At 38.6% G+C, this 24,294-nt stretch carries 27 protein-coding genes; 9 read left to right on the forward strand and 18 right to left on the reverse strand.

From position 1 onward, the window contains the following. Nucleotides 1–137 precede the first annotated feature (137 nt). From HMPREF0693_RS10640 to HMPREF0693_RS19745, 5 genes are read right to left on the reverse strand one after another with little or no spacing between them, the layout of a single operon-like run. Nucleotides 138–2,465 carry a primase-like DNA-binding domain-containing protein gene (locus tag HMPREF0693_RS10640; RefSeq protein WP_004245356.1) on the reverse strand — a complete coding sequence of 776 codons (2,328 nt, stop codon included), beginning with the start codon at nucleotides 2,463–2,465 and terminating at the stop codon, nucleotides 138–140. Next, nucleotides 2,458–2,778, reverse strand: a complete 321-nt coding sequence (locus HMPREF0693_RS10645; RefSeq protein WP_004245358.1) for a hypothetical protein — start codon at nucleotides 2,776–2,778, stop codon at nucleotides 2,458–2,460. The genes HMPREF0693_RS10640 and HMPREF0693_RS10645 overlap by 8 nt, the downstream gene beginning before the upstream one ends. Then, entirely contained in the window at nucleotides 2,771–2,965 is a 195-nt protein-coding gene (locus tag HMPREF0693_RS10650; RefSeq protein ID WP_004245359.1) for a hypothetical protein, read from the reverse strand. The genes HMPREF0693_RS10645 and HMPREF0693_RS10650 overlap by 8 nt, the downstream gene beginning before the upstream one ends. Continuing rightward, nucleotides 2,962–3,150, reverse strand: coding sequence for a hypothetical protein (locus tag HMPREF0693_RS10655; RefSeq protein WP_004245361.1), 189 nt, complete (start codon nucleotides 3,148–3,150; stop codon nucleotides 2,962–2,964). Before HMPREF0693_RS10655 ends, HMPREF0693_RS10650 begins: the two co-directional genes overlap by 4 nt. Continuing rightward, nucleotides 3,143–3,514 carry a host cell division inhibitor Icd-like protein gene (locus HMPREF0693_RS19745; RefSeq protein ID WP_345908481.1) on the reverse strand — a complete coding sequence of 124 codons (372 nt, stop codon included), beginning with the start codon at nucleotides 3,512–3,514 and terminating at the stop codon, nucleotides 3,143–3,145. The genes HMPREF0693_RS10655 and HMPREF0693_RS19745 overlap by 8 nt, the downstream gene beginning before the upstream one ends. Between HMPREF0693_RS19745 and HMPREF0693_RS18590 the strand changes: the two genes are divergently transcribed. Next, complete coding sequence (locus HMPREF0693_RS18590) at nucleotides 3,456–3,626, forward strand: YlcI/YnfO family protein (RefSeq protein WP_071587366.1); 171 nt, start codon at nucleotides 3,456–3,458, stop codon at nucleotides 3,624–3,626. The genes HMPREF0693_RS19745 and HMPREF0693_RS18590 overlap by 59 nt on opposite strands. 468 nt (nucleotides 3,627–4,094) lie before the next feature. Here HMPREF0693_RS18590 and HMPREF0693_RS10665 read toward each other — a convergent pair whose 3' ends face one another. The 6 genes from HMPREF0693_RS10665 to HMPREF0693_RS10685 all read right to left on the reverse strand — a co-directional run bounded on the left by HMPREF0693_RS10665 (nucleotide 4,095) and on the right by HMPREF0693_RS10685 (nucleotide 8,897). Next, complete coding sequence (locus HMPREF0693_RS10665; protein ID WP_004245363.1) at nucleotides 4,095–4,784, reverse strand: Rha family transcriptional regulator; 690 nt, start codon at nucleotides 4,782–4,784, stop codon at nucleotides 4,095–4,097. 126 nt (nucleotides 4,785–4,910) lie between these two features. Beyond that, a complete protein-coding gene (locus tag HMPREF0693_RS10670; RefSeq protein WP_004245365.1) occupies nucleotides 4,911–5,192 on the reverse strand; it encodes a helix-turn-helix transcriptional regulator in 282 nt (93 codons plus the stop codon). 107 nt (nucleotides 5,193–5,299) lie between these two features. Beyond that, a complete protein-coding gene (locus tag HMPREF0693_RS18345; protein ID WP_004245366.1) occupies nucleotides 5,300–6,091 on the reverse strand; it encodes a DUF6387 family protein in 792 nt (263 codons plus the stop codon). Further along, entirely contained in the window at nucleotides 6,088–7,311 is a 1,224-nt protein-coding gene (locus HMPREF0693_RS10680; RefSeq protein ID WP_004245367.1) for a tyrosine-type recombinase/integrase, read from the reverse strand. The genes HMPREF0693_RS18345 and HMPREF0693_RS10680 overlap by 4 nt, the downstream gene beginning before the upstream one ends. Before the next feature lie 312 nt (nucleotides 7,312–7,623). Then, entirely contained in the window at nucleotides 7,624–7,836 is a 213-nt protein-coding gene (locus HMPREF0693_RS18595) for a DUF1240 domain-containing protein (protein ID WP_004245368.1), read from the reverse strand. A gap of 104 nt (nucleotides 7,837–7,940) precedes the next feature. Beyond that, nucleotides 7,941–8,897 (reverse strand): acetyltransferase, encoded by a 957-nt coding sequence (locus HMPREF0693_RS10685; RefSeq protein ID WP_223842443.1) that lies wholly within the window; start codon nucleotides 8,895–8,897, stop codon nucleotides 7,941–7,943. A 296-nt stretch (nucleotides 8,898–9,193) separates the two neighbouring features. Here HMPREF0693_RS10685 and HMPREF0693_RS10690 point away from each other — a divergent pair, with 296 nt between their 5' ends. Next, nucleotides 9,194–10,390, forward strand: coding sequence for a cyanate transporter (locus tag HMPREF0693_RS10690; protein ID WP_004245371.1), 1,197 nt, complete (start codon nucleotides 9,194–9,196; stop codon nucleotides 10,388–10,390). A 62-nt stretch (nucleotides 10,391–10,452) separates the two neighbouring features. Here the strand turns inward: HMPREF0693_RS10690 and HMPREF0693_RS10695 are convergent, their stop codons facing one another. Next, nucleotides 10,453–11,169 (reverse strand): glycerophosphoryl diester phosphodiesterase, encoded by a 717-nt coding sequence (locus HMPREF0693_RS10695; protein ID WP_004248889.1) that lies wholly within the window; start codon nucleotides 11,167–11,169, stop codon nucleotides 10,453–10,455. Nucleotides 11,170–11,344: 175 nt separating this feature from the next. Between HMPREF0693_RS10695 and ugpB the strand changes: the two genes are divergently transcribed. The 5 genes from ugpB (at nucleotide 11,345) to loiP (ending at nucleotide 16,787) form a co-directional block, all read left to right on the forward strand. Continuing rightward, nucleotides 11,345–12,649, forward strand: a complete 1,305-nt coding sequence (ugpB, locus tag HMPREF0693_RS10700; protein ID WP_004245373.1) for a sn-glycerol-3-phosphate ABC transporter substrate-binding protein UgpB — start codon at nucleotides 11,345–11,347, stop codon at nucleotides 12,647–12,649. A 67-nt stretch (nucleotides 12,650–12,716) separates the two neighbouring features. Next, a complete protein-coding gene (gene ugpA, locus HMPREF0693_RS10705; RefSeq protein ID WP_004245374.1) occupies nucleotides 12,717–13,601 on the forward strand; it encodes a sn-glycerol-3-phosphate ABC transporter permease UgpA in 885 nt (294 codons plus the stop codon). After that, on the forward strand, nucleotides 13,601–14,449 hold the full coding sequence (gene ugpE, locus HMPREF0693_RS10710) for a sn-glycerol-3-phosphate ABC transporter permease UgpE (protein WP_004245376.1): 849 nt from the start codon (nucleotides 13,601–13,603) through the stop codon (nucleotides 14,447–14,449). The genes ugpA and ugpE overlap by 1 nt, the downstream gene beginning before the upstream one ends. A gap of 1 nt (nucleotide 14,450) precedes the next feature. After that, entirely contained in the window at nucleotides 14,451–15,545 is a 1,095-nt protein-coding gene (gene ugpC / locus HMPREF0693_RS10715) for a sn-glycerol-3-phosphate ABC transporter ATP-binding protein UgpC (protein ID WP_004245377.1), read from the forward strand. 489 nt (nucleotides 15,546–16,034) lie between these two features. Then, nucleotides 16,035–16,787 (forward strand): metalloprotease LoiP, encoded by a 753-nt coding sequence (gene loiP, locus HMPREF0693_RS10720; RefSeq protein WP_004245378.1) that lies wholly within the window; start codon nucleotides 16,035–16,037, stop codon nucleotides 16,785–16,787. 39 nt (nucleotides 16,788–16,826) lie between these two features. Here the strand turns inward: loiP and HMPREF0693_RS10725 are convergent, their stop codons facing one another. After that, the gene (locus HMPREF0693_RS10725) at nucleotides 16,827–17,303 is read right to left on the reverse strand and encodes a MarR family winged helix-turn-helix transcriptional regulator (RefSeq protein WP_004245379.1); all 477 of its coding nucleotides are present in this window, start codon (nucleotides 17,301–17,303) and stop codon (nucleotides 16,827–16,829) included. A gap of 113 nt (nucleotides 17,304–17,416) precedes the next feature. Between HMPREF0693_RS10725 and HMPREF0693_RS10730 the strand changes: the two genes are divergently transcribed. Together HMPREF0693_RS10730 and panM are read left to right on the forward strand one after the other, a co-directional pair. Next, nucleotides 17,417–18,604, forward strand: a complete 1,188-nt coding sequence (locus HMPREF0693_RS10730) for an MFS transporter (protein ID WP_004252729.1) — start codon at nucleotides 17,417–17,419, stop codon at nucleotides 18,602–18,604. 11 nt (nucleotides 18,605–18,615) lie between these two features. After that, the gene (gene panM / locus HMPREF0693_RS10735; protein WP_004245381.1) at nucleotides 18,616–19,032 is read left to right on the forward strand and encodes an aspartate 1-decarboxylase autocleavage activator PanM; all 417 of its coding nucleotides are present in this window, start codon (nucleotides 18,616–18,618) and stop codon (nucleotides 19,030–19,032) included. On the opposite strand, the gene HMPREF0693_RS10740 is transcribed toward panM, so the two are convergent. The 5 genes from HMPREF0693_RS10740 to ftsY all read right to left on the reverse strand — a co-directional run. Continuing rightward, nucleotides 19,008–20,156, reverse strand: a complete 1,149-nt coding sequence (locus tag HMPREF0693_RS10740; protein WP_004245382.1) for a glycerate kinase — start codon at nucleotides 20,154–20,156, stop codon at nucleotides 19,008–19,010. The two genes, panM and HMPREF0693_RS10740, sit on opposite strands and share 25 nt — an antisense overlap. A 94-nt stretch (nucleotides 20,157–20,250) precedes the next feature. After that, entirely contained in the window at nucleotides 20,251–21,105 is an 855-nt protein-coding gene (gene rpoH, locus HMPREF0693_RS10745) for an RNA polymerase sigma factor RpoH (protein ID WP_004245383.1), read from the reverse strand. A gap of 341 nt (nucleotides 21,106–21,446) precedes the next feature. Then, a complete protein-coding gene (ftsX, locus tag HMPREF0693_RS10750) occupies nucleotides 21,447–22,424 on the reverse strand; it encodes a permease-like cell division protein FtsX (RefSeq protein WP_004245384.1) in 978 nt (325 codons plus the stop codon). Then, on the reverse strand, nucleotides 22,417–23,082 hold the full coding sequence (ftsE, locus tag HMPREF0693_RS10755) for a cell division ATP-binding protein FtsE (RefSeq protein WP_004245385.1): 666 nt from the start codon (nucleotides 23,080–23,082) through the stop codon (nucleotides 22,417–22,419). Before ftsE ends, ftsX begins: the two co-directional genes overlap by 8 nt. 5 nt (nucleotides 23,083–23,087) lie before the next feature. Beyond that, a partial coding sequence (ftsY, locus tag HMPREF0693_RS10760; protein WP_004245386.1) for a signal recognition particle-docking protein FtsY occupies nucleotides 23,088–24,294 on the reverse strand: 1,207 nt, incomplete at its 5' end.

The following is a 24,294-nucleotide window of genomic DNA, read 5'->3' on the forward strand; positions in this document are numbered from 1 at the left end:
TAAAAGGTGCACAGGGTGAACAGTTGGTGCACAGTTGAGAAATAACTATGCACCCTATTTTTATATTATAAATCAATCAAATATAAAGATTGGTGAACAGGGTGCACAGTTGAACATAAAACTTTATAACTAGGGGGCTAACTTTTTCTTAATTCAGGTACTGCAGGAAGCCACTCGTTAGCTTCATCAGTTAAATCAACGTTATAGTAATAACCCCGTTTCGTTTTAAACTTTCGATAGTCTTTTTTATACTCTTGCATCACCTTAGGTAATGAATCCCCAAACTTGGTTAATGTTAACGGTCTATCAAACCCGTAGGCTTCCATAAATGATAAATAAGCATGATAGAGATAGATCCTCGGCGCACGAGGATAAATATTCTTATTCCCCATCTTCATCCCTAACTCTTCGCCCAATGAAACCAAATAAGCACAAAAGCTATACAAGGGATCTGAGTTACTTTTGACGGCTAAAGCTTCGCCTGAATCTCTCTGTTCTTGCAGTAATAATTTAGCCTTATCTTGGCAGGTAAATAATTTCAATAAATGACGAATAATAACGGGTAACTCTTTGCTTATCTTCTCAGGTAACAATGGATCTTTATCATTCTCTTTAACGGGGGTATTAAAAGAGAAAATAACCCGTCTACGCGCTATCCCTCCGTTACGTTCAGTAAAGCTCATTGGTTCGTTATTCGTCGCCAAAACAACCGCTTTAATAATGGTTGAGAATTGTTTCTCATACTTACCATCAACCTCGATTAAATCACCGCCTGTAATGGCTTTAATGCCTGCCCCCTCTCCAACGTATTTTACTTGGTCAGGTAAAGTAATGAGACTTTTACCCACAAATTGATAACGCCCTCTCGCCTCATCTAACGCTTTCATATTGCCACTGGCGGTATTGTGTGCCCCTGCAAGTAAAGTCGCGATAGAGGTAAAAACACTTTTACCACTCCCTCCCTCACCCGTCACCTCGATAAATAATTGCCAATCATACCGATTAGCTAAAATCATAAATAAGCCCGCATTAATACGGTTCATCTTTTCTTCATCGTTGCCAGCCGAATGAGATAACCACTTATAAAAACTAGGGGCATGTTGTTTTAAATTCTCATTAGATTCAGGCGCAGTGAATACGATCCCATTATGATTAAGTAACCAGTTTTCTGGTGCATGAGGCTTAAATTGTTGAGTCGATAAATCATACACACCATTACTAAAACCAATTAACTCTCGCTTTTGCTCACCTAAAACTGGAATTTGTAATTTCAACGCACCAATCGCATTTTTAACCCCCGTTGGGCTATAAGGTGTTTCATATTCATCAAAAATCGCTACCATTGCCCGTTGTAAATCACTATCAGATACTTTATTCCATACCCCATCGACATAGTGATAAACCATCTCACTATCTGGAATAATAGCGAGTTTTCCGAAACGTTCTGCGAGTAATGCGCCTCGTTGACTGGCCGCCATTTGTGAGAGATTGGTGTTCGCCCCTTTTTTATCCGCATGAATAACTGTTACTGTGGCTAAATTATCCATTTGGTACATTCCCTCATTAAACGCCTGTTTAGCTTTCTCAATCCCAAATTGCTGACGGTAATCATCCCAATCGGCTTTATCTTCTGTCGGCGGTAAAGTTACCCAACCATTAACCATTTTAGCGGCTTTTTCTGCTGAAATTTTACCCACATTCGGCTGACCGATCTTAATATCATTATCCGCAACTATAATTATCTTTGCTTCGGGATAATGCTTTCTAGCCCATTCAGCAACAGGTAATAAATTCCCCTCATCAATCGCAGCCAACACCAAACCACTATGCAGTTGACTCACTGTTAAGGCGGTTGCGTATCCCTCGGCAATCAATACTGTCTCAGTCGTTTCTATTAATTCAGATAAGGGCATAAAACTGCCCTTTTTCTTTGTCCCTGATATCAGACGCTTTTCACCGTTAGGCTTGATAATTTGCGCCCCTGTGACCTCATTACCGCGCTGAATAATTAATAACATCGAACCATCAGCGAGTATTTTTACGGGGCAATCGTGCCCCTTTTGAGTCAGGTACGCTGATTTACCTACCGTCGTTTGAGCCACCAGCTTTTGTACCTTTTCTGCAATAGGTTGAGACTCTGATTTTGGAGCCTCCTTTCTGGCAGGTTCAGGTAAAGGCAATGACAAAACTTGTGAGACTTCTTTGGCCGCCTCATAAATAGAGATACCTTTTACTTTGGCAATTAAATCTAATCCATCACCGTGATTAGGCTCATCACATTGGCGACAAAACCAATTGCCGTTATGGTGATCATCAATAAAGTGAAAGCGGTCAGTTCCCCCACAGACAGGACAGGCACCATGTTTTCCCCGTTCCGGTACATCAACACCACAGGCAGGCAGGATACCGCTCCAGTGATTTACTGCATTACGCTTTACTTCACGGATCAGCTCAATATTAGTCATTGCCTACCTCCGTATAAGGAAATCCCTCACGTTGATAGATTTTAAATTCCGCTTCATGCTCATTAAAACGCATCGCATCAATCAAGCGAGGTAAATACATCAATGACTCACCGATACGCCGTAAATCATTTTTAGCTTGGCTTTCATGGTAATCTTTATTTGCACAAGCCCAAAAAGCACACTCCCCCATGACACGTAATGTCGATAGCAACCCGTCACAAGTGTCAGAGGAAACACTTCTAAATTTTCGTAGTTCTTCTGTGCTCATGGAGTCCAAATCAGCCTTTACAAGATAGTCATAGATATCAGACATTATTTTCACTCCCCACCGCATGACTTAAAGCATCACGAACATTTTTTGTATAGTCGAGTGAGATGCTAATCATGTTAGCAACATCTTGATTATCCTCAGCTTCAAGCCATATCGTTAAGAGAGTCTCTAACTTGTAAATATCCATAATCGGGCTATCGAGTAATAATGCTAATTCATTGTTTTTCATGCTGATACCCCGTTGTTATCACGTAATGATTGGCTAATTTGTTGGTTTAAATCACAAGCAATTGAAATCAAGTCTAATAACTCTTGAGAGCATTCATCCGATGCTTTTTCAAGAATGACGCTATATAGAGAGCTGGCTAAACCTGCTTTATATTTTGCTGTATCAATACAAATGGTATTAAGCATGATCTCCCTCCTGACGAATACGAGCAGAAAAGAGACAAGGTGAGTCGGGAAGTAAAGAACGAGCTTCTTTCTCGTTGCTGGCTTCAACGGAAAAATATTTAGATTGCTGGCATGAGAAGAAACGCCATTTAAATTTAGGGTGAGTTTGGGTAGACTTATACATAGCCATATCGTAAGACTCCTTTACGCTGTGGTTAAACGCCTCGGCAGTGTTGGTAGCACTTCGGGGCGTTGTTAATTTATCTTGCACTAAATAATAATGGTAGTTACCATACGGAAATCCATTATAACTACGGTAGTTACCAATGCAAGAGAAAAAAGAAAAAAAATCATTCGATAGATCTGGCAGTACAATGAAACACATTCGCTTTGAGGATGAGCTGTTAGAACAAATAAATGCTGCGGCTGGAAAAGGTAATTTCAGTTCATGGGTTAAAGAGGCCTGCCGTGACAAATTAAAAAAATCAACTGAGTGAACATCATTCACTAGGTTCAAATCCCACCCTCCAATGGAGGATAGGAAATATTGAACCAACCCGATATAATCGGGTAGCCCAATATTATTGGGTAGCCTTGAAACTTCCCCTCTTAAAGATGGTAAGTCCGTATGAAGTTGAATTAAGACAGCCTGCACGCTGTCTTTTTTCTTTTGTGCGTAACTGTTAGTTACTCGTAAATCTTGCCAATGAGGATAATCCGCCTCTTTAGAAAGGTGAGATAAATCACCTTTAGCAAATGGTGTAAATTCCCCACATTTTGAATGTTTACCGTTATCCCATCCACCATTGGTGGCTAGGATTGCTTGATTGGCGTAAATTTTCGCTGATTGGCTTACTAAGTTTTTAGTAAGTGGCCGATTAGCCCAAATTGAGTTATTGCCTGCCAGTAGGGAATCATTCACTTGGTAGGAAATAGCCTTTGTTGAATATAGGGTATTCGTCATATTAGCCACCAATCCGCACCGTAGGACTCATTAAGCTAGCGAACTGCTCAATGCGTTTACTGACTTCGCGCAATGCCTGAGTAGCCGATAAACCTGAATCAATAGCATCCTGAAATGCTGCCTGTTCGATTTTCTGCATACAGACTAATAAACCTAATTGTTGTTCGTCTGCACTGGCACGTTCCCCTGTGAGTAAGCCTGTTAATCGGTTCTCTGTACGGGCTAGATTGATGAAGTGATGTTTCTCTGCGCCTAAATCTCTGAGTGCGTCGCGTGACTCATGGTAATGTGGTAGATATTCACGACGGATAGGTTCAGCAGCGCGCTTCTTACTAAATGCTTTGGTTACGTCCAGCTTGAATTGAGTCATCTGCTCATGATTGCGACCACGAACAATACGGCACATAAAATCAAATTGGCTTTCATTGAGTAAGGCGTATTTATGTTCACGCAAACCTAATTGTTCAGTATTTAATCGCTCCGTTTGAAACGGAAGGGTTCCAAATTGACGTAAATTCTTTGTATTCTTTTTTACTAATTCAAAAAGGTTCTTATGTTTAATTCCGATGCGTTTAGCAAACAGGCGGCTATCAATTCTAGGCTCTGTTTTGTGCTGAACTAAAATAGTCTCCGAGCTGATTTTAGGGTGAGCGAATCCATCAGCAATTAAGCTGTTTTTTTCCAATTTCATATATTTCTTCTCTTTTATTTAATTAATTAGAGCTATCGCGACAACATATTTAGCTTGAACTATTTTGTATGCAAACGAACGCAAATTCGTATTTTATTAATTGAGTGTAATTAACAATTAATTGTGCTAGTTCGATTTACGGCTATATGGGTTATTAATATTTTCCACGGCGGGCGGGTTACGAACCCATAGCAATAAATCACTTAATAGCCACGCGCAAGAATTACGCCCTAATGCTTTACGCGTAGGGAAACGCCCTTCTTTTTCTAGTGTGTAAGCTGTTGTGCGTGAAATAGATGTGATGCGTTGACGTTCTTTCTCGCGAATGAGGCGATCATACTGTTCGCCATACTCGGCAAGAATAGAACGGCGTGATTCTGGTGTTGGTGTTGAAAATTGATTTTGCATGAAACCCTCACTGTATTTGTGTTTTCGTGAGGGTATTTTGTAGGTTTTATCTATGAGTAACACCATATAAAACAAAATTAAATTTGTAAAATATAAGTATCGTTTTTTTATTTAAGATAAACTTCCCTAATAAATTTTTCTATAGAAAAAACATCAAGAATTTTATCTACAAATGGTATAATTGTTTGTATTAAATTCATTTCCCCATACTCACCTAAAGGAAATAATGTAACAGCTAATACTTTATTTGTTATAGTGCAATTATTTGCCCTAGCCCATAACTTTAAATCAATTAATGGAAACACTGAATACTCAATTAATTTTTTTCGTGTAATCTCCCATGATGGAACTATTTGTTTATTTTTAGTGCATATATTTAATTCATCTCTCCATATTGGAATTAATTTTTTTATGTCATTCAATATAAAATCATCAGAATAACTAAGATCTACTTTTATATTTATAATTTCGGCATCATCAATTTTTTTTATTTTTTCTATAGCGCTTAGTGATATGTTTACATGTTTAAGAAACCTTAATAAGCTCTCACGACTATTATTAATATCATATTTTTTTCTTAATTCTTCACCAAGATATTCATAATCAAATTCTAAATCAAATAAACTCGTAGGATGTATACAGCTTGTCTCTGACAGCTTTACACTATCATTATTATCATTGCCAATTTGAAGCGTCATTGTTTTTATTTCTTCAGGTGAATAGCCAATCAGTGGATTGGACAATAAACACTCCGCATCAGATTTTTCAATAGAACAATTATACAAATCTGCACGATATACGAGTAAAGATAAAATATCTTCGTCTGACAAGTTATTAAAGTCTGTATATTTTCTCAAATCAAAAAAACTAGGTAAATCACTTTTCTTATTAATTCTCATTTTAACCCCGCCTTTAAAATAACTAAATTCTCATAATTACCAGACAATAAATCTAATCGCTCACACCATTTGTTAAGTGTATCTAATTTCTCAGGTAAATATTGGCTTCTATTATAAATAGCCATTACTCCTGGTAGAGCATGACCTAGTAATTGCTCTACAATATGAGGAAATACGCCCATATCATTTAGCTTTGTTGCAAATGTCCGCCTTAAATCATGTAATGTCCAAGGCTCAGAGTGATTGAATTTCACCCATAAATTACGTCCATATTGAGAGACTGCCTCAGTTTTTTTTAATTCACCCAATAAATAACCTGTCTTTTTATTTACTGAATATAATTCTTTAATGAAATCTCTTATATAAATAGGTATTGGACGAATAATCTTCTCATTTGTTTTTGTATGTTCTTTTGGTACAGTCCAAATCCAATTATCAAAGTCCCATTCCTTCCACTCTGATAATCTAGCTTCATGCGAACGACACCCAAAAATAATAAGAATTTTAATTAAATGCTTATAGTAAGGAATATGTTTATTCTCATTGAGTGATTGCCATAATTCCCCTAGTTCTTTATCAGTAAGTACCCGATCCTTTTTATTTTGTTTCTTACCAACATCAGGAATAGTTAAATCATCAAGAGCACTACTAACAGCATATCGCCTAACTCTACAAAATTTTAAAGCTTGTTTGCACATCTGAAATACATAGCCAGTTGCAACGGGTGATTCTTGTCGTGCTCTATCAAAGCAATTTAACCAATAGCGGGTTTCACAATCACTTAAAGCCATTTCACCAATATAAGGGTAAATATGCTTTTCTAATTGAGCCACATGCCTAACTATATTAACTCGGTTATCTTTCCCGTAATTTTCAACCCAATACTCTAAAGCATCTCTCACAGTGACAGGCTTTAATGAGGATTGAACCTCTATATTTAGTTGTAGCTTTGGATCTTTGCCTAATGCCAGCCAGTTACGACACTTATCACGGAGTTCTCTAGCTTCCTTTAAACTCATATCAGGATATCGACCTAAAGTAATAACTTTAGCCTCCGTCTCTCTACCCCCAATTCTATATTTAAAAATCCAACTGATAGCGCCTTTTTTAGTAACACGGATCATCAACCCCGCACCGTCCGCCAACTTAATAGGCTTATCCTGTTCCTGTCCGTAAAGAGCTTTGAGTTTTCTATCAGTTAATTTGTTTAAAGCTGCCATAACGCACCAGAAAGTTAGTTCATATCATTTTGAGCACTTAATTAAACAATATCAATTGGTTATAAGACAATTAAAAAAGTTAGTTCATACACCAGTCATCATATTGAGTACCCCACCGTGTACCCCACAGTTTGATGTACAAATGCGAAAACGTCAATAAGCACTGGAACAATATACAGTATATATTTTTGTTATCCGTTTGATTTTATTAGAAATTAAAATAACATCGGATAGCATGAGAGCTAAAAGAATAAAAATACGGCATGAATTAATAGAAGTCGTATAATACATTGAATTAAAAAGCCCTTTTCATTATTTGTTAAGGGCTTTTTTGTTATTGTAAAACGATAATTCTTTTACATATGTAGTGGGTGATAGCCACGAAATTTTATCACACGTTTTATATCCTTCATCAAGAAGAAAGATATTTACTACAAATGAGATAGGAAAACTGAGCAATACACCGGCAAGTCCTAAATAGACTAAATATCGCATTATTAATTTATTAAATGTCATTAAAGACATAAAATAATTGATTTATACAAATAAAACAAATTAATAGTGAACATACGATTTTATTCTTAGTGGAGAAAAATTAATGGCATTCTTCTCCACTCATGTTGACTAAGCTATCGGATATTAAAAGTTGGGCTAATAAACCAATGAATAAGCTTAATTGATGCCAATAATAGTGCTAGGCTAATCGTGATAATGATGAGTGCAAAAACCATCGGTAATGTAAGAGATAACTGAAAAAAGATTATGCCTTGTAAAAGGATAAAACAAATAATTGGATGAATTAAATAAACACCTAACGCATTATTGGCAAGAGAAGCGTATTTTTGAGTGGTTGGTGCAAGGTAAATAATCCCTGCGCTTAAAATAAAACTTATCAATAAAGAGATAATATATATAATTAATTTTGCAAAAAATAGACTCCCTTCTAATTTTGTTAGAATAATATAATTGATATTAGATTGATAATAAAGTATAAATATTGATAATAAACTTATTAAAGCAATAACCACAGAAGATTGACTTCTCAATTTAGCAATAGTTTGTTGGTCTACTAAATAAGCGATAATAAAAAATGGAAAATATTGTATTATAGCCAAGAAAGTGGATAGTTTAGTTTCATAGCCTTTAGTTAACAACGATAGCAAAATACTGACAAGCAGAAGAGAGAATAATATTGGTTTATGATGTCTGATGTATGAAGGTAACAATAGGAAAAAAGCTTGCCAAATAGGTGTAGCAAGAAAAAACCACACACCATTTTGAGGAAAAAGAAGGTAAGTATTAAGGTCAAATTGCCCTGAATAATAAAGAGGGATCATATCAATAGTTTGGAAAGTCGCATAAATCACTAAGGCAGCCAATAAATTATCACGCCAACTTTTCCATGTCCCATTTTTAGTAATAAACCCGATAATAAAAACAAACATAGGAATTAATGTTAAATCAAATATATTAATCAGTAATGAAAAGTCAGGGGTATGGCTTTGTTTCAAATAGAAACTAAAAACAATAAGTGAACTTAATATCAATTTTAATGCTGGCCAATAGGGTTGCTTAATTTTTTCCATACTCAACATTAACTTACCTTAGTTATTTATATTTTTCGGTATAAAATAATAAACCAGTTTACACCTTCCTGCTAATATTAATATAAAAGAAACCAAATATCATTTAGATAAATTTACTTAGGAAACAACTGATAGAGCAAATTCGGGAAAATATCATCTTCAGATTAGAGTTCTATATTCTGTTAATAATGCTAACCTTAACTGAAAACAATGATACTTTATCTTTACTATTAGCATTTTTTTAGACAAACTTTGTCTATACAATAGACAAATTTGATGTTTATCAGGGAATTACTATGACAGCCTTACCACGAAAAAATATGTGGCAGATTGTCCTTACTATCATTTTAGTAGGAATAAATTTACGCCCTTTTTTAACCGGGCCTGGCCCTGTTATTGACAATATTATTGCTTCAACAGGCATGAGCTATAGCCAAGTCTCATTACTCACGTTATTACCCATGATTTTAATGGGAGTCGGTGCTTTGGTTGTGCCCTTTTTACAACCTTATATTCAAGCTCGTAGAGGGCTACAAATTGCGATGCTTATCTTATTATTAGCATCGTTTTCTCGTGCCTATGTTTCTGATGGTGATCAGTTACTTATTACTGCTCTATTTTGTGGTTTAAGTGTCGCTTATATCCAAGCGGTTTTCCCTGGCATCATCAAAGCGTGGTTTGGACAGAAAACTCCCATTATGATGGGTCTCTACTCAGCCATGCTAATGGGAGGAGGTGCATTAGGTGCTCAGTTATCCCCTGTTCTTACGGCATCTGATGGCAATTGGCAACAGGCTCTTGCTTGGTTTGCGTTACCCGCAAGCGTCGCATTAGTTGCTATTACGCTATCAATTAAAAAGAATATTTCCGAAACCAATAAACTGCCACTTAATACATTGATTTGGCGACCAAGAACAGCCTTATTAATTGTTGGATTTGGCTTTGTTAATGCCGGCTACGCTTCGATGGTGGCATGGTTAGCTCCCTTCTATCAATCATTAGGTATGCCAAGTGCACAAAGTGGCTCATTAGTTGCTATTTTGTCACTTTTTCAAGCATCAGCAGCATTAATTATTCCATTTCTTGCTGCCAAAAATCATGATCGCCGTTTTTGGCTACTTTTAACACTGACAAGCCAACTTATTGGATTTTTAGCGCTGATGACAATGCCAATGAGCGCCCCTTATCTATGGAGTATCTTTTTAGGCTGTGGGTTGGGTGGTTGTTTCTCAATGATGATGATTGCCGCATTAGATCATGTTCCTCATCCATTACACGCAGGAGCACTATCAGCCTTGATGCAAGGTGGCGGATTTATTATTGCCTCTTTTGGGCCGCTGATCGCAGTATGGCTACAACAAGATGATGGTAGTTTTACCTATGCTTGGGCTTTTCATGCTGTCTTAGTGATATTAACTATGGGATTATTTGCACGGTTAAATCCTCATAATTATAATAAGGCCTATCCTACTAGCCATATATTGACAGATTAGTGATAAAAATAAGCATTATAAGGCATCTGTGTCATTCACTCAGATACCTTATAAAAAGCACATTAATTCTGTTGATAAATATCTGGGACATCAGTGATCAACATATCGACTCCCCATGCTTCAAAATCTTTCACTTCTTTAGGATCATTGGGGGTATAGCAATAAATTTCATAGCCTGCTTGTTTCAACATAGCCGCTTGTTGCTGCGTTAAATATTGATAATTACAATGCACGCTAAACCCCTCTATAGCTTGTAAAGTTTCTAGTGCATTATCAGGAATATCATCCCATAGCTGTCCTCGACGAATGGCGGGCAGATAACGTTTCATCACCATTAATGCATGAGTATCGAAAGAGGAAAACAGGATTTGTTCGTTAGGGATATCTGCGCTTTTTATCATTTCAGATACCGCTAAACATAAGCGCTCTACATCATCATCAGGCCATGTTTTAAGTTCGATATTGAGCTTAGTGCCTGAGCGCTTTATCAACTGCAAACCTTGTCTTAGTGTGGGAATTTTTTCCCCTTGATAAAGTGAACTAAACCAACTGCCTGCATCAAGACGGTGTAAATCATCCAAACTATGAAAGCGCACCGCACCTTGTCCATTCGTGCAACGATTAACCGTCTTGTCATGGATCAGTACAGGTACATGATCTGCCGTTAATTGCACATCGGTTTCAATCCATTCACACCCAAAATCAATTGCCATTTTAAATGCAGCTAATGTGTTTTCAGGTGCCTTTCCAGAAAATCCTCTATGAGCGGCTATTTTCATCTTTCTCTCCTTATTCGTTGATATCGCCATCATGACAACCATTTATGACAGCAATTTGACAGTCACACCATCAACATATCTTCATTTAATTGTCACCCATTTGTCATAAAGAACGCTTAGGGTATTTCTTAAATTAGATTGCGCCTTTCGTATTTAAATAAAAAGGAAATTTTGCATGTCGATTAAATCCTTCAGTACGCTTGCCATAGCAATAGCATTATTTACTTCACCAACCTACGCAAAAACCGAAATAGAGTGGTGGCACGCTATGGGGGGCGCCTTAGGTCAAAAAGTCAATCAAATTGCCTCAGACTTTAATGCCAGCCAATCAGAATATGTGATCAAACCTGTCTATAAAGGGACTTATCCAGAAACGATGACCAGCGCTGTTGCTGCATTTCGAGCCAAAAACCAACCTGCGATTGTTCAAGTGTTTGAGGTGGGAACAGCAAGTATGATGGGAGCTAAAAAAGCCGTTTTTCCTGTTTACCAATTAATGGAAAAAACCAACGAGCCATTTGATCCTAATAGCTACCTCTCGACAGTTACCGCTTATTACACCACCAGCGATGGTAAGATGATATCTCTACCTTTTAATAGCTCAACGCCTGTGCTTTATTACAACAAAGCACTATTTAAACAAGCAGGCATAGAGCAACCTCCTAAAACATGGAAAGAGATGGGGGCTGTCTCTCAGAAACTACTTGATGCTGGCGTGAAATGTGGTTTTACCACCACTTGGCAATCATGGACCCAAATAGAGAATTTTGGCGCTCGTAATAACTTACCTATCGCCACCAAAAATAACGGCTTTGATGGGACTGATACCTCATTTTTATTTAATCAGGCACCGTTTGTTGCTCATATCCAACGCATGGCGGATTGGTCTAAATCCGGTATTTTTAAATATGGTGGCCGCCAATCTGATGCTATGCCGCTATTTTATACTCAAGAATGCGCCATGGTGATGGAGTCATCTGCAGGCTTTGCGGGTATTAAAGAGAATATGAAAGGCATTGATATTGGTGTTAGCCAATTGCCTTATGACGATACTTTAGTTGATAAACCCGCTAATAGCATTATCGGAGGTGCCTCATTATGGGTAATGGCAGGTCGTCCTGATGCTGAATATAACGGTGTCGCTAAATTCTTTACCTATCTTTCTAGTCCTGAAGTACAAGCAGATTGGCATCAAGCAACCGGTTATTTACCTGTGACGAAAGCCGCTTATGCATTAACACAACAACAGGGGTTCTATCAGCAAAATCCTGGTGCTGATACGGCTATTTTACAAATGACCACCTCTGACTCTACAGCAAACTCAAAAGGCTTGCGCTTTGGTAACTTTTTACAAACGCGAGAAATCGTCGATGAAGAATTAGAAAAAGTGTGGTCAGGCAAACAGAGCGCACAAGCCGCCTTGGATAATGCGGTTAAACGGGGAAATGAACAACTACGCCGATTTGAACGCACTCAGTAAGGTATTTGGTATTCGGCGAACATCAATAAGTGTTCGCCTGTTATTTTGTCAGATCTCTGGATACAGTATGGCTTCCCAATCCGTTTACTTTAAACAAAAATGGTTACCTATCGCGCTGATCTTCCCTCAATTAGCCATTACTTTAGTTTTCTTTATTTGGCCGGCTGGACAAGCATTGTTGCAATCTTTTCAGTTAGAAGATGCTTTTGGCCTTAGTAGTGAATTTGTTGGTTTAGAAAATTTTCAGCGCTTATTTAATGATAATTATTATTTTGACAGCTTAATCACCACGCTTATTTTTAGTACCAGTGTTGTATTACTTTCAATGTTATCTGCGGTTATTTTAGCGGGTATTGCTGAGCAAATATTACGGGGTAAATTGTTTTACCGCACAATACTTATCGCTCCTTATGCTATTGCTCCTGTTATCGCAGGTTTTCTCTGGTTGTTTATGCTCGATCCTACCATTGGTGTATTAAGCCGAGTATTAAACAAAATCGGTATCAATTGGGATCCGGTCTTAAATACATCTCATGCAATGTGGATGGTGATTTTAACCGCCACATGGAAACAGATAAGCTATAACTTTCTGTTTTTTCTTGCCGCGTTACAATCTGTGCCTAAATCGTTGCTAGAAGCAGCAGCCATTGATGGCAGTGGTCCAATTAAACGTTTTATTACCATTAGTTTGCCATTAATTTCGCCGACAACTTTTTTCTTATTGGTGGTGAATTTTGCCTACGCCTTTTTTGACACCTTTCCCATCATTCATGCCATGACCCAAGGTGGCCCCGGTAATAGCACCTCAACATTAGTTTATAAAGTGTATAACGATGGATTTGTTGGATTAGATTTAGGCTCATCAGCGGCACAATCGGTTATTTTAATGTTGATTGTTGCCATATTGACCATTATTCAATTTCGTTATGTTGAGAAAAAGGTGGCTTACTAATGGTTGAACGTAGACCTCTCTTCCACGCTTTTTGCCATCTTATTCTGATTATTGGCATTCTTTCTGTAGCATTTCCGGTATGGATCGCTGTTGTTGCGACTACCCACCAAAATACCGAATTTGCCACAGGCTCGCCTCTTTGGTTTGGTCAGGAGGGTATCGAGGTTTTTAAAACGCTCTTTTCATCAGCGGGAACGACTCAAAATAGTGCAATTACCATTAATGGTATGCTATTGAACTCTTTGGTTATGGCGTTGGTGATCACTATTGGTAAATTGGTTATCTCTATTGCCTCCGCTTACGCCGTGGTGTTCTTTCGTTTTCCTGGCAGAATGCTGGCTTTTTGGACAATCTTCTTTACCTTGATGCTCCCCGTCGAAGTGCGGATCATGCCGACCTTTGAGGTAGTGACAAATCTTAATATGTTGAACTCCTATGCAGGACTGACCATTCCACTGATTGCGAGTGCAACGGCTACATTTTTGTTTCGCCAATTTTTTCTTACCATCACCCCAGAGCTGATTGAAGCGGCCAAAATTGATGGTGCAGGGCCAATAAAATTTTTCTTTACTATTTTATTGCCTTTATCCCGTACCAATATTGCCGCACTTTTTGTTATCACCTTTATCTATGGCTGGAATCAATATCTTTGGCCAATGCTTATCACCACAGATACTCAGTACTACACCATTGTCATGGGCATCAAACAGATGGTGGCCGTATCTGATGGCGTGATTGAGTGGAACAAAATTATGGCAACCACTTTAATTGCAATGTTGCCACCTGTCTTTATCGTCATTTTGATGCAAAGAGCCTTTGTTAAAGGCTTTGTTGATACGGAGAAATAATATGACTACCGTAACACTGACTAATTTAGAAAAACGTTATCCTAATGGTTATCAAGCAATTTCCACGCTCAATCTCTCTATTGAGCAAGGCGAAATGGTGGTTTTAGTAGGGCCTAGTGGTTGTGGAAAATCAACACTACTGCGCATGATAGCGGGATTAGAAACCATCACAGATGGCGATTTACTGATTGATAATCGACGCGTAAATGAACATGAGCCTAGTGAGCGAGATATTGCGATGGTTTTTCAAAATTATGCCCTCTACCCACATATGTCTGTCTATGACAATATGGCGTATGGTTTGCGTAATCGAAAAGTCCCCAAAGCTGAAATCATAGCCCGAGTCGATCGCGCTGCTCATATGCTAGAAATAAGCCATTTACTGGATAGAAAACCTAAAGAGCTTTCTGGTGGACAACGCCAACGCGTTGCCATGGGCAGAGCGATTGTCCGTGATCCCAAAGTCTTCTTATTTGATGAACCACTCTCTAACCTTGATGCCAAACTACGCGTACAAATGCGTCTTGAAATCAAAAAGCTTCAGCAAAAATTAGCCACTACTTCTGTTTATGTCACTCATGATCAAGTGGAAGCCATGACCTTGGCGGATAAATTAGTAGTAATAAACCAAGGTCATATAGAACAAGTTGGCTCCCCCTTAGAGATTTATGAAAGCCCAGCTTCTGTATTTGTGGCAACATTTATGGGATCACCGGCGATGAATATTTTAACCACTCATATCAATCGCGGTATTATTGAAATTGCGGATGGTCATCTTGCTATTTCTGCCCACTCATTACCTAATGGTGAGATCCAACTAGGATTACGTCCTGAACATTTGCTCATAAATCAACAAAATCCACTGTTTCATGCTAATGTCGATTTTATTGAAGCTTTAGGGGCTGATGTTTTAATTTACGCCACCACTTGTGACCAACAATCTATTGTTATTCGAGCCGCAAACGATCATGGTGTTAATGTGGGTAATAGAATAGGTGTTGCTATTTATCCAGAAAATCTACATTTTTTTGATCGACAAACCCAAAAACGAATTGAACGTCCTACCATGTTGTTAAGTGAACGATTAGTCTCTTAATTTATTCTCTCTGTGATTCATTTTCAGTTTAATCTTAATAGCAATGTTTTTAGCATTGCTATTATTTTTTCATTGATGAGAAAACACACATAACATCAATATACTTAACACTTAAAATGTATAAAGTAGATTATATTGATGCTATCCATTGCGATTAATCTTTGCTAAAAGAGAGATGATAAAAAATTTACAACATATTAAAATTTAATAAAAATTTTACAATAAATACCTTTAAATCCATTTTAAAAACCATGATTACTTACATTAATAAAAGTACACTTATTAAGGATTTTAATATTTTATATAATAAGTTTAAAACATAGAAAAATACGCGTTTAAAATAATAAAAATAATTTTTTATAGCAGTAGAATAATATAATTGGAATATCCGCATATTGCACCACTAGATAAGCACTGCTATTCTTTTGCTCGCATTTAATGTGCAACTAATAATATTAAACTGCTAAGCAGAAAAGGACTTAATTGATAATGAAAATAAAACTACTTGCGACAGTGATGGTATCCGCGGCATTACTCTCTGGCTGTAAAAATCTTGATACTTCTATGTTAGCGCAATCAGGTACACAACTTTTCCAAGCGGCAACATTAAGTGATGATGATGTCAAAGCGCTAACTAATGATGCATGTAAAGAAATGGATGCTAAAAACAAAATTGCACCTGCAAATAGTAACTACACTAAACGCTTAAATAATATCGCGAAAGCGTTAGGTAATGAAGTTAATGGTACTCCAGTAAACTATAAAGTTTATCTCACTAAAGATGTCAATGCATGGGCGATGGCAAACGGCTGTGTGCGTGTTTATAGCGGTTTAATGGACATCATGACTGACAACGAAGTGGAAGGTGTATTGGGTCATGAAATGGGACACGTAGCATTAGGCCATACACGTAAAGCAATCCAAGTAGCACATGCCACCGTTGCGGCACGTACCGCAGCCTCTTCAGCGGGGGGAGTAGCAGCACAATTAAGTAGTTCCCAGTTAGCAGAAATGGGTGAAAAACTGGTTAATGCCCAGTTCTCTCAACACCAAGAAACACAAGCTGATAACTTCTCTTACGATCTGCTGAAAAAACGCGGTGTCAATACTTCAGGCTTAGTGACTGGCTTTGAAAAATTAGCTAAATTAGGTGGTAGTGATTCAAGCATGTTTGATTCTCACCCACCATCAAAAGAGCGTGCTGACAATATTCGTAACCGCATTGCCGAAGATAAAAAATAAACTTTATCGCCCCTATATTTAACCATATGGGGGTTTTCTTTATGCTTTTTCTTTGTGGCGAAAACGATTTGCAACATCAGCTAAAAAGCGTTTAATTGCCCGCCTTTCATTTTGATCATACTGTTCAAATAAGGTTATCCATTTTGCCTGAGATTGTTGATGTAACAATTCATGAGCGTGAAACAGCTTTTCCCCTTCAGTGGTTAAAATAAAAAATATCTCTTTTTGGTTATCCGCTAATTTTATTTTCTCAATAGCGCCTTTACTCTGTAAGCGACGACAAATTTTTGAGACTGCCCCACGTGTCATTGCCATATAATCACTGATCGTTGTGAGGTTGCGCATACTCTCTTCACCAATGCAATGGATCACATGAAGCTCTGTGAGTGAATAATGTTCTAACCCCTTCTCTGCTAATACTTTCTTATGGCCTTCATCATTATTTGCTTCTTTTAAATGCAACAATTCACTTAAACCATTAAGCAATTCCTGTGTGGTTACTTGCTGTTTTGTCATTTTGTTTCCTTGGAAAAAATATTTTAAAAAATAATACCAAAACTATTTACAACAATCAAAATATCGCTATTATCTATTTTGTTTCCATGGAAACAAAATTAAGAGGCAATATAATGAAATTATCAATCCGTAGTCTGTTTTACCTTGTTTGCTTTAGCGCTTTATTAGGCTCTCTAGCACAAAATATTTATACTCCTGTGCTGCCATTGATCCAGCAGCAATTTAATACCACATTATCACTGGTTAACCTTACGGTATCAGCTTTCACTTTTGCTATGGCTGTTATGCAATTATGTTATGGTTCATTGATTGATAAATGGGGCAGAAAACCTATTTTGCTCAGTGGGTTAACGATTTCAATTATCGGCGCACTTATTTGTATATGGGCTAATTCTATTAATCTATTAATTTTTGGACGAGTGATCCAAGCCATAGGTATCGCTGCCATCCCTGTTGTTGCAGCAACTATTTTAGGTGATCTCTATCAAGGGAATGAGCGTGCTAAAGCAATGGGAAGTTATCAAATGTTGCTAGCATTAGCTCCAGCGAGTGGTCCTTTATTGGGCGGCTATTTAGCACAACATTATCACTACCAGAGTATTTTTGTTTTCTTAAGTATAGTGGGACTTGTTTTGCTGATTGCCCATCTGTTTTATTTACCTGAAACTCGCCCAGAACAAAAACAGTCCGTTAAAAGCTTATCTGCTATGCGACAAGTGCTCGCCGCCCCAGAGGGTAAATCTGTTTTTGTGATAAGTTTTATGGTGTTTTATAACTACTTCTGCCTATTAGTATTTTTACCTTTAATTGCTTTTCACCTTTATCACTTAAATAGCAGTGAAATAGGTGGGCTTTATGTTCCTATGTCCATTGCACTGGTGTTAGGCAGTTACCTTTACCGTAAGGTTTGTCATTTGTTTAGCGCTGAATATGGTGTGATCATAACTTCATGTATAAACCTTGCCATGTTGTCGTTATTTGCCCTATTTTGGCAAATCTCATTACCAATAATGTTAATATTAACGGTGTTATATGGTCTCTCTTTAGGATTAACTATGCCTACACACACGACCTTATTAACCAGCCACTTTAGTTCAGTAAGAGCAACGGCAATGGGTATCTATAATTTTATCCGCTACTGTGGTATGGCAGCAGGGCCTATGGTCGCAAGCTATTTTGTCACCGATAATCATTATCAATATGTCTTTTATTCTTGTGTGATCTTAACAAGTTTGGCATTGTGTTTTGCCATCAAAACGCTACTTTCCACATTAAAACAACAACGACAAACCATCGACTAACAGGACATTTGATGAAACTAACCATTGAAAATCTGCCGCAGCTTTCAGCACAAGATAAAATAGATTTAGGGAAAATTTGGCAAGATAGTGAGTACCAAATGGCACTCACTGCACCAATCACCACAGAGCATGCTCTTTTTGTCGCCCGTTTTAACGGGCGATTACTAGCGGCTTGTCGTATAAAATACCAAGCAAAAACAGCGCTTATCAGTGATTTTATGGTAAGAGAAGTGACTCGTCGTCGTGGTGTTGGGCATTACTTACTAACACAATGCCTTGAAAAAAATCCAACCATTACACATTGGCAAGCTTTATTGAAAACAGGGCAAATCAACGATCCTGTAGCACAGGCTTTTTTAGCGCATCATCATTTTGCTACTTCATTACAGGCTGATACTTATGATTATTTCTGCAATGATAAAGCATAAAGCCTCGCTACATTATAAGCGGTTTCCTGTAAATTTTGCTCAGCATTATCAAAGGCTTGTTGTAAAGTGGCAACACCAGGCATGATAGAGAAAACCGCATCAATACCCTGCTGATGAACCACATCATAATCTGGTAAATAACCACCAACTAATGCAATCACTGGGCGATGGTATTTTTTAGCTAATTTAGCAACACCTATCGGGGTTTTACCTTGCGCCGATTGGCTGTCCATTCGCCCTTCGCCAGTTATGACCAAATCTGCATCGATTAACTGTTTTTCTAATTCAACAGCGTTAGCAACCAAATCAATACCTGGTGAAAGTGTTGCTTGCGTAAATGCCAGCAAAGGCAGAGCCAATCCTCCTGCTGCACCACTTCCTGCAATATTGATAAGAGTGCGTTGTGTCATTTTCTCAAGATAAGTACCAAAATGGTGTAGTGCGCTATCCAGTTGCGCAATATCTTGTTCTGTCGCCCCTTTTTGCGGGCCAAAGACTTTTGAAGCCCCCAATTCGCCACATAATGGATTAGTTACATCACAGGCGATCTCTATATCAACAGAGGCAAGTTTTGGATGTAGTTGATTGATATCTATAGAATGAAGTTGACTTAATGCATGTCCACCAAAAGGCAAAGATGTTCCAGACTTATCTTTAAGGCCAAGACCGAGCGCTTGCATCATACCTGCACCGCCGTCATTTGTAGCACTTCCTCCTAAGCCTAAAATGATCTTTTTAACCCCCAAATCTAGTGCGGCACAAATTAACTCGCCGGTACCATAACTCGTCGTTAAATTGGGATTGCGTTGAGATGAAGGGATAAGATGAAGACCTGATGCCTGTGCCATTTCAATCACGGCAGTAGTATTATCGCCTAACACTCCCCAAGTGGCTGTTACCTGTTTACCTAATGGATCACAAACTGGCGTTGTGATAAAACGACCATGGGTAGCATCAACTAATGACGTTACTGTACCTTCACCGCCGTCGGCCATAGGAATACAACAATAATCAGCATCAGGTAAATAACGTGAAAAGCCTTGTTTAATCGCCTCTGCCACCTCTTTGGCACTTAAGCTCTCTTTAAAAGGATCTGGGGCGATAACTATTTTTATCTCTTTCACGTCATGTTCTCCGCGTATAAAAAAAGCGATATATCAATATCGCTTTTATATCATACTCTACAATCAGAGAGGTTGGATTGGCTTTAAAATGTGATTAATCTTCAATCGCTAAACGCAATTTTTTCATCGCATTTTTTTCTAACTGGCGAACTCGCTCAGCAGAAACACCATATTTATCTGCAAGCTCCTGTAAAGTTGATTTATTATCATCTTCTAACCAGCGAGCGCGGATAATGTCTTGGCTACGTTCATCCAGTGTTTTTATCGCTAAAGTCAGTCGGTCAGCTGCATGGTTATCCCAGTTATCTTCTTCAATACCATCAGCAAAGTCAGAAGATTTATCTTCTAAGAATAGCACCGGAGCTACAGGATGTGAGTCATCACTATCATCAGCACTCATGTCAAATGCCATATCTTGTGCCGACATGCGAGATTCCATTTCACGCACATCGCTCTCAGAAACCCCAAGCTCTTTCGCAACTAGCTCGACTTCATCTTGGTTAAACCACCCTAAGCGTTTTTTGTTTTTTCTTAAATTAAAGAACAGTTTACGCTGTGATTTCGTTGTCGCGACTTTCACGATACGCCAATTACGTAACACATATTCATGAATTTCGGCTTTGATCCAATGCACGGCGAAAGAAACCAGTCTAACCCCAACTTCAGGGTTAAAGCGGCGCACCGCTTTCATCAAACCAATATTACCTTCTTGGATAAGATCCGCCTGAGGTAAACCATATCCTGAATAACTGCGAGCAACATGAATAACGAAGCGTAAATGAGAAAGGATCAGCGTTTTCGCTGCTTCCAAATCGCCCTCGTAATGCAGCCGTTCAGCCAGTTCCTTTTCTTCCTCTGCCGTTAACATCGGATAGGAATTGGCTGCACGGATATACGCTTCAATGCTGCCTTGCGGAACCAATGCTAAGGATTGCATTTCTTTTGTCATTCAAATCCTCATGAAAATCAAATAGATAATTAATATTAATACTGTATGGTGAGCAGGAAGAACCTTCTAATAGTACTTAACAGGTCATCGTTGGTGGTAGATATTATGTTTTTACAACATTATTGACCAGCATAAAGACTAAAGGTTCATATCGCATCTATGTTTACATATCTTTGTACTTTACCAAGCAAACCGCAAATTCATCTATTAAAAATAGTACTCAATTCATCTAGGTTAAGTGTAGAACATTATTATGCCAAAGATAGGGGTTTGATAAAATGGCAAGGTTGCCATAATAATGCAACCCGCCATAATAAAAAGGAAAAAAGGGACTAATATGGCTATTCTGGTGTGAATTGACGTAAATGTTGAATGGTGGTCAACCAAGCAGCAAACCAGCCAATGGTCATCGAAACGAGGATCAAAATAACCGATTCATCAAAACCTAATCCAGATATTGAGAAAGTCGTTCCAAATACGGTCGCCGCTTGCGTAACGACATCAGATAACTTCCATACCAATAATGCAGAGAAAATAATCGCAAAAATAGCCCCGATAAAGCCGAGTACTAAACCCCAATTTAAAAAGGGGCGCATGATAAAGCCATCAGTAGCACCAATTAATTTCATCACATTAATGGTATCACGACGACTGAAAATATTAAGACGAACACTATTACCAATAACCAATAGCAGTGCCACAATCATTAAGCTACCGATCACCATTGCGATTTGTCCAACTAATGAGGTTAAAGTAGATAACCGAGTAAACCAGCTATCGTCCATTCTCACTTCGTCAACACCGGCAATATTAGCCACTGCATCACGCAGATTAACCATTAATTGCTCGTCATTAGGATCCATAACAGGAGTCACAATCGCGACAGCGGGTAATGGATTTTCTTCTAGCATATCTAATGCGCTACTAAATCCAGACCATGAGCGAAACTCCACTAATGAATCTTGACGAGAAAGATAATTAACCTCTTCGACTTTATCTAATGCCTCGATATTTTTTATCGTTGCCTGCGCTAAGCTGTCATCTAGAGATTTATCAAGATAGACCGTCAGTTGCGGAGTGGGATACCACTGCTCTGCGGCTGTTGATACATTTTTCCAGACAATGTAACAGATACTAGGTAGTGTTAATGAAATCGCTACTACCATCACCGTTAAGAAAGAAGAGAGGGGTTGGCGTAAAAAGTCGGCCATGGTATTACGCCATGCATAACGCCACTGCTCACGGCGTCCACCACGTAATGCTTTTGTTTTCGCTTTTGGTGTTGGCATTGCCTTACGGGAGTGTTTTCCTTTAGCCATTTTGTCCTCCCACCATACGCCCTTGACCTAAGGTTAGAATACGGTAATTCCTGCGCTCTACAAGTGTCATATCATGCGTTGCCATTAACACGGTAACCCCCACGCGATTAAACTCTTCAAACAGACGCATAATGCCTTCTGAAAGTTCACCATCAAGATTCCCTGTTGGCTCATCAGCCAATAACACCGTGGGTTTATTCACAACAGCACGAGCTATTCCCACCCGTTGCTGTTCACCCCCTGAAAGCTGGATAGGGTAATTTTTCGCTTTATCAAGTAGTCCGACTTTATCCAAGGCGGCTGAAACTCGGCGTCGAATATCCTCTTCACTTGCGCCTGCAATAATCAAAGGTAGAGAGACATTGTCATAAACCGTTCTGTCCATCAGCAAATGGTGATCTTGGAAGATCATCCCTATTTGACGACGTAGAAAAGGGATCTCACTATTTTTTAGCCTACTGATATCATGACCAGCAAACCAAATAGCGCCATCACTTGGACGTTCTATGCCACAAATTAATTTAAGCAATGTACTTTTACCAGCACCAGAATGTCCGGTTAAAAAAGCCATCTCACCAGGGCGAAGATGAAAATCAACCCCCTGTAATGCTTGTCTTCCACCTAAATAAGCCTTGCTGACGTGTTCGAAGCGGATCATTACAACTACTCCTCGCGGGCAAACAGAGCCTCAATAAAATCGTCGGCCTTAAACGGACGTAAATCTTCAATACCTTCACCGACGCCGATATAGCGAATAGGAATACCAAACTGATCAGCGATAGAGAAGATAACGCCCCCTTTTGCAGTACCATCCAGTTTCGTCAAGGTTAATCCTGTCAGCCCAACCGTTTCATTAAACAATTTTGCTTGGCTAACAGCATTTTGCCCTGTACTGGCATCGAGTGTCAGCATCACTTCATGTGGTGCTTCCTCGTCTAATTTTTTCATTACACGGACGATTTTTTTCAGCTCTTCCATTAAATGAGATTTATTTTGCAATCGTCCCGCGGTATCCGCAATCAGAACATCGACACCTTTTGCTTGCGCCGATTGAATAGCATCAAAAATAACCGATGCTGGATCAGCCCCCGTATGCTGAGCAATAACAGGGATATGATTACGCTCACCCCAAACTTGTAGTTGCTCAACCGCCGCTGCACGGAAGGTATCTCCTGCAGCTAACATCACCGATTTACCTTCAGCTTGGTATTGGCGGGCTAACTTACCGATAGTGGTCGTTTTACCGACCCCATTAACTCCGACCATTAAAATGACAAAAGGTTTTTTACCTTCAATATTTAATGGCTTATCCACTTTATTTAAAATATCGCCCATCTCTTCACGCAACTTACCATAAAGAGATTCAGCATCTTTGAGATCTTTACGACTAGCATGCTGAGTCAAACTGTTAATGATCTTGCTAGTGGTATCCATTCCCACATCGGCAATTAACAACTGCTCTTCTAACTCTTCGAAAAGCTCGTCATCAATTTTCTTACCGCGGAATAGCCCCATAAAACCGGAGCCTAAATTTTGTCGTGTTTTTAATAATCCCTTTTTCAAGCGAGAGAAAAAGCCTTCTTTTTTCGGTCTCTCTTGCTCTACGGGTTTATCGACTAATACCTCTTCGCGTAACGCGACAATATCTTCCGCTTCGGCTTGTGCTTGTGCAATACGCGCTTTTTCTTCAGCTTCTTGGCGTGCTTGTTCAGCTTCAAGTTGCGCTTGACGTTGGGCTTCTTCTTCGGCTAAACGAGTCTGCTCTGCACGTTCAGCAGCTAATCGTTCTGCCTCTGCTCTTTGCGCTTCTTGGCGTGCTTGTTCAGCTTCAAGTTGCGCTTGACGTTGAGCTTCTTCTTCGGCTAAACGC

Origin of the sequence: Proteus mirabilis ATCC 29906 (assembly GCF_000160755.1) — a bacterium.
GTDB lineage: Bacteria > Pseudomonadota > Gammaproteobacteria > Enterobacterales > Enterobacteriaceae > Proteus > Proteus mirabilis.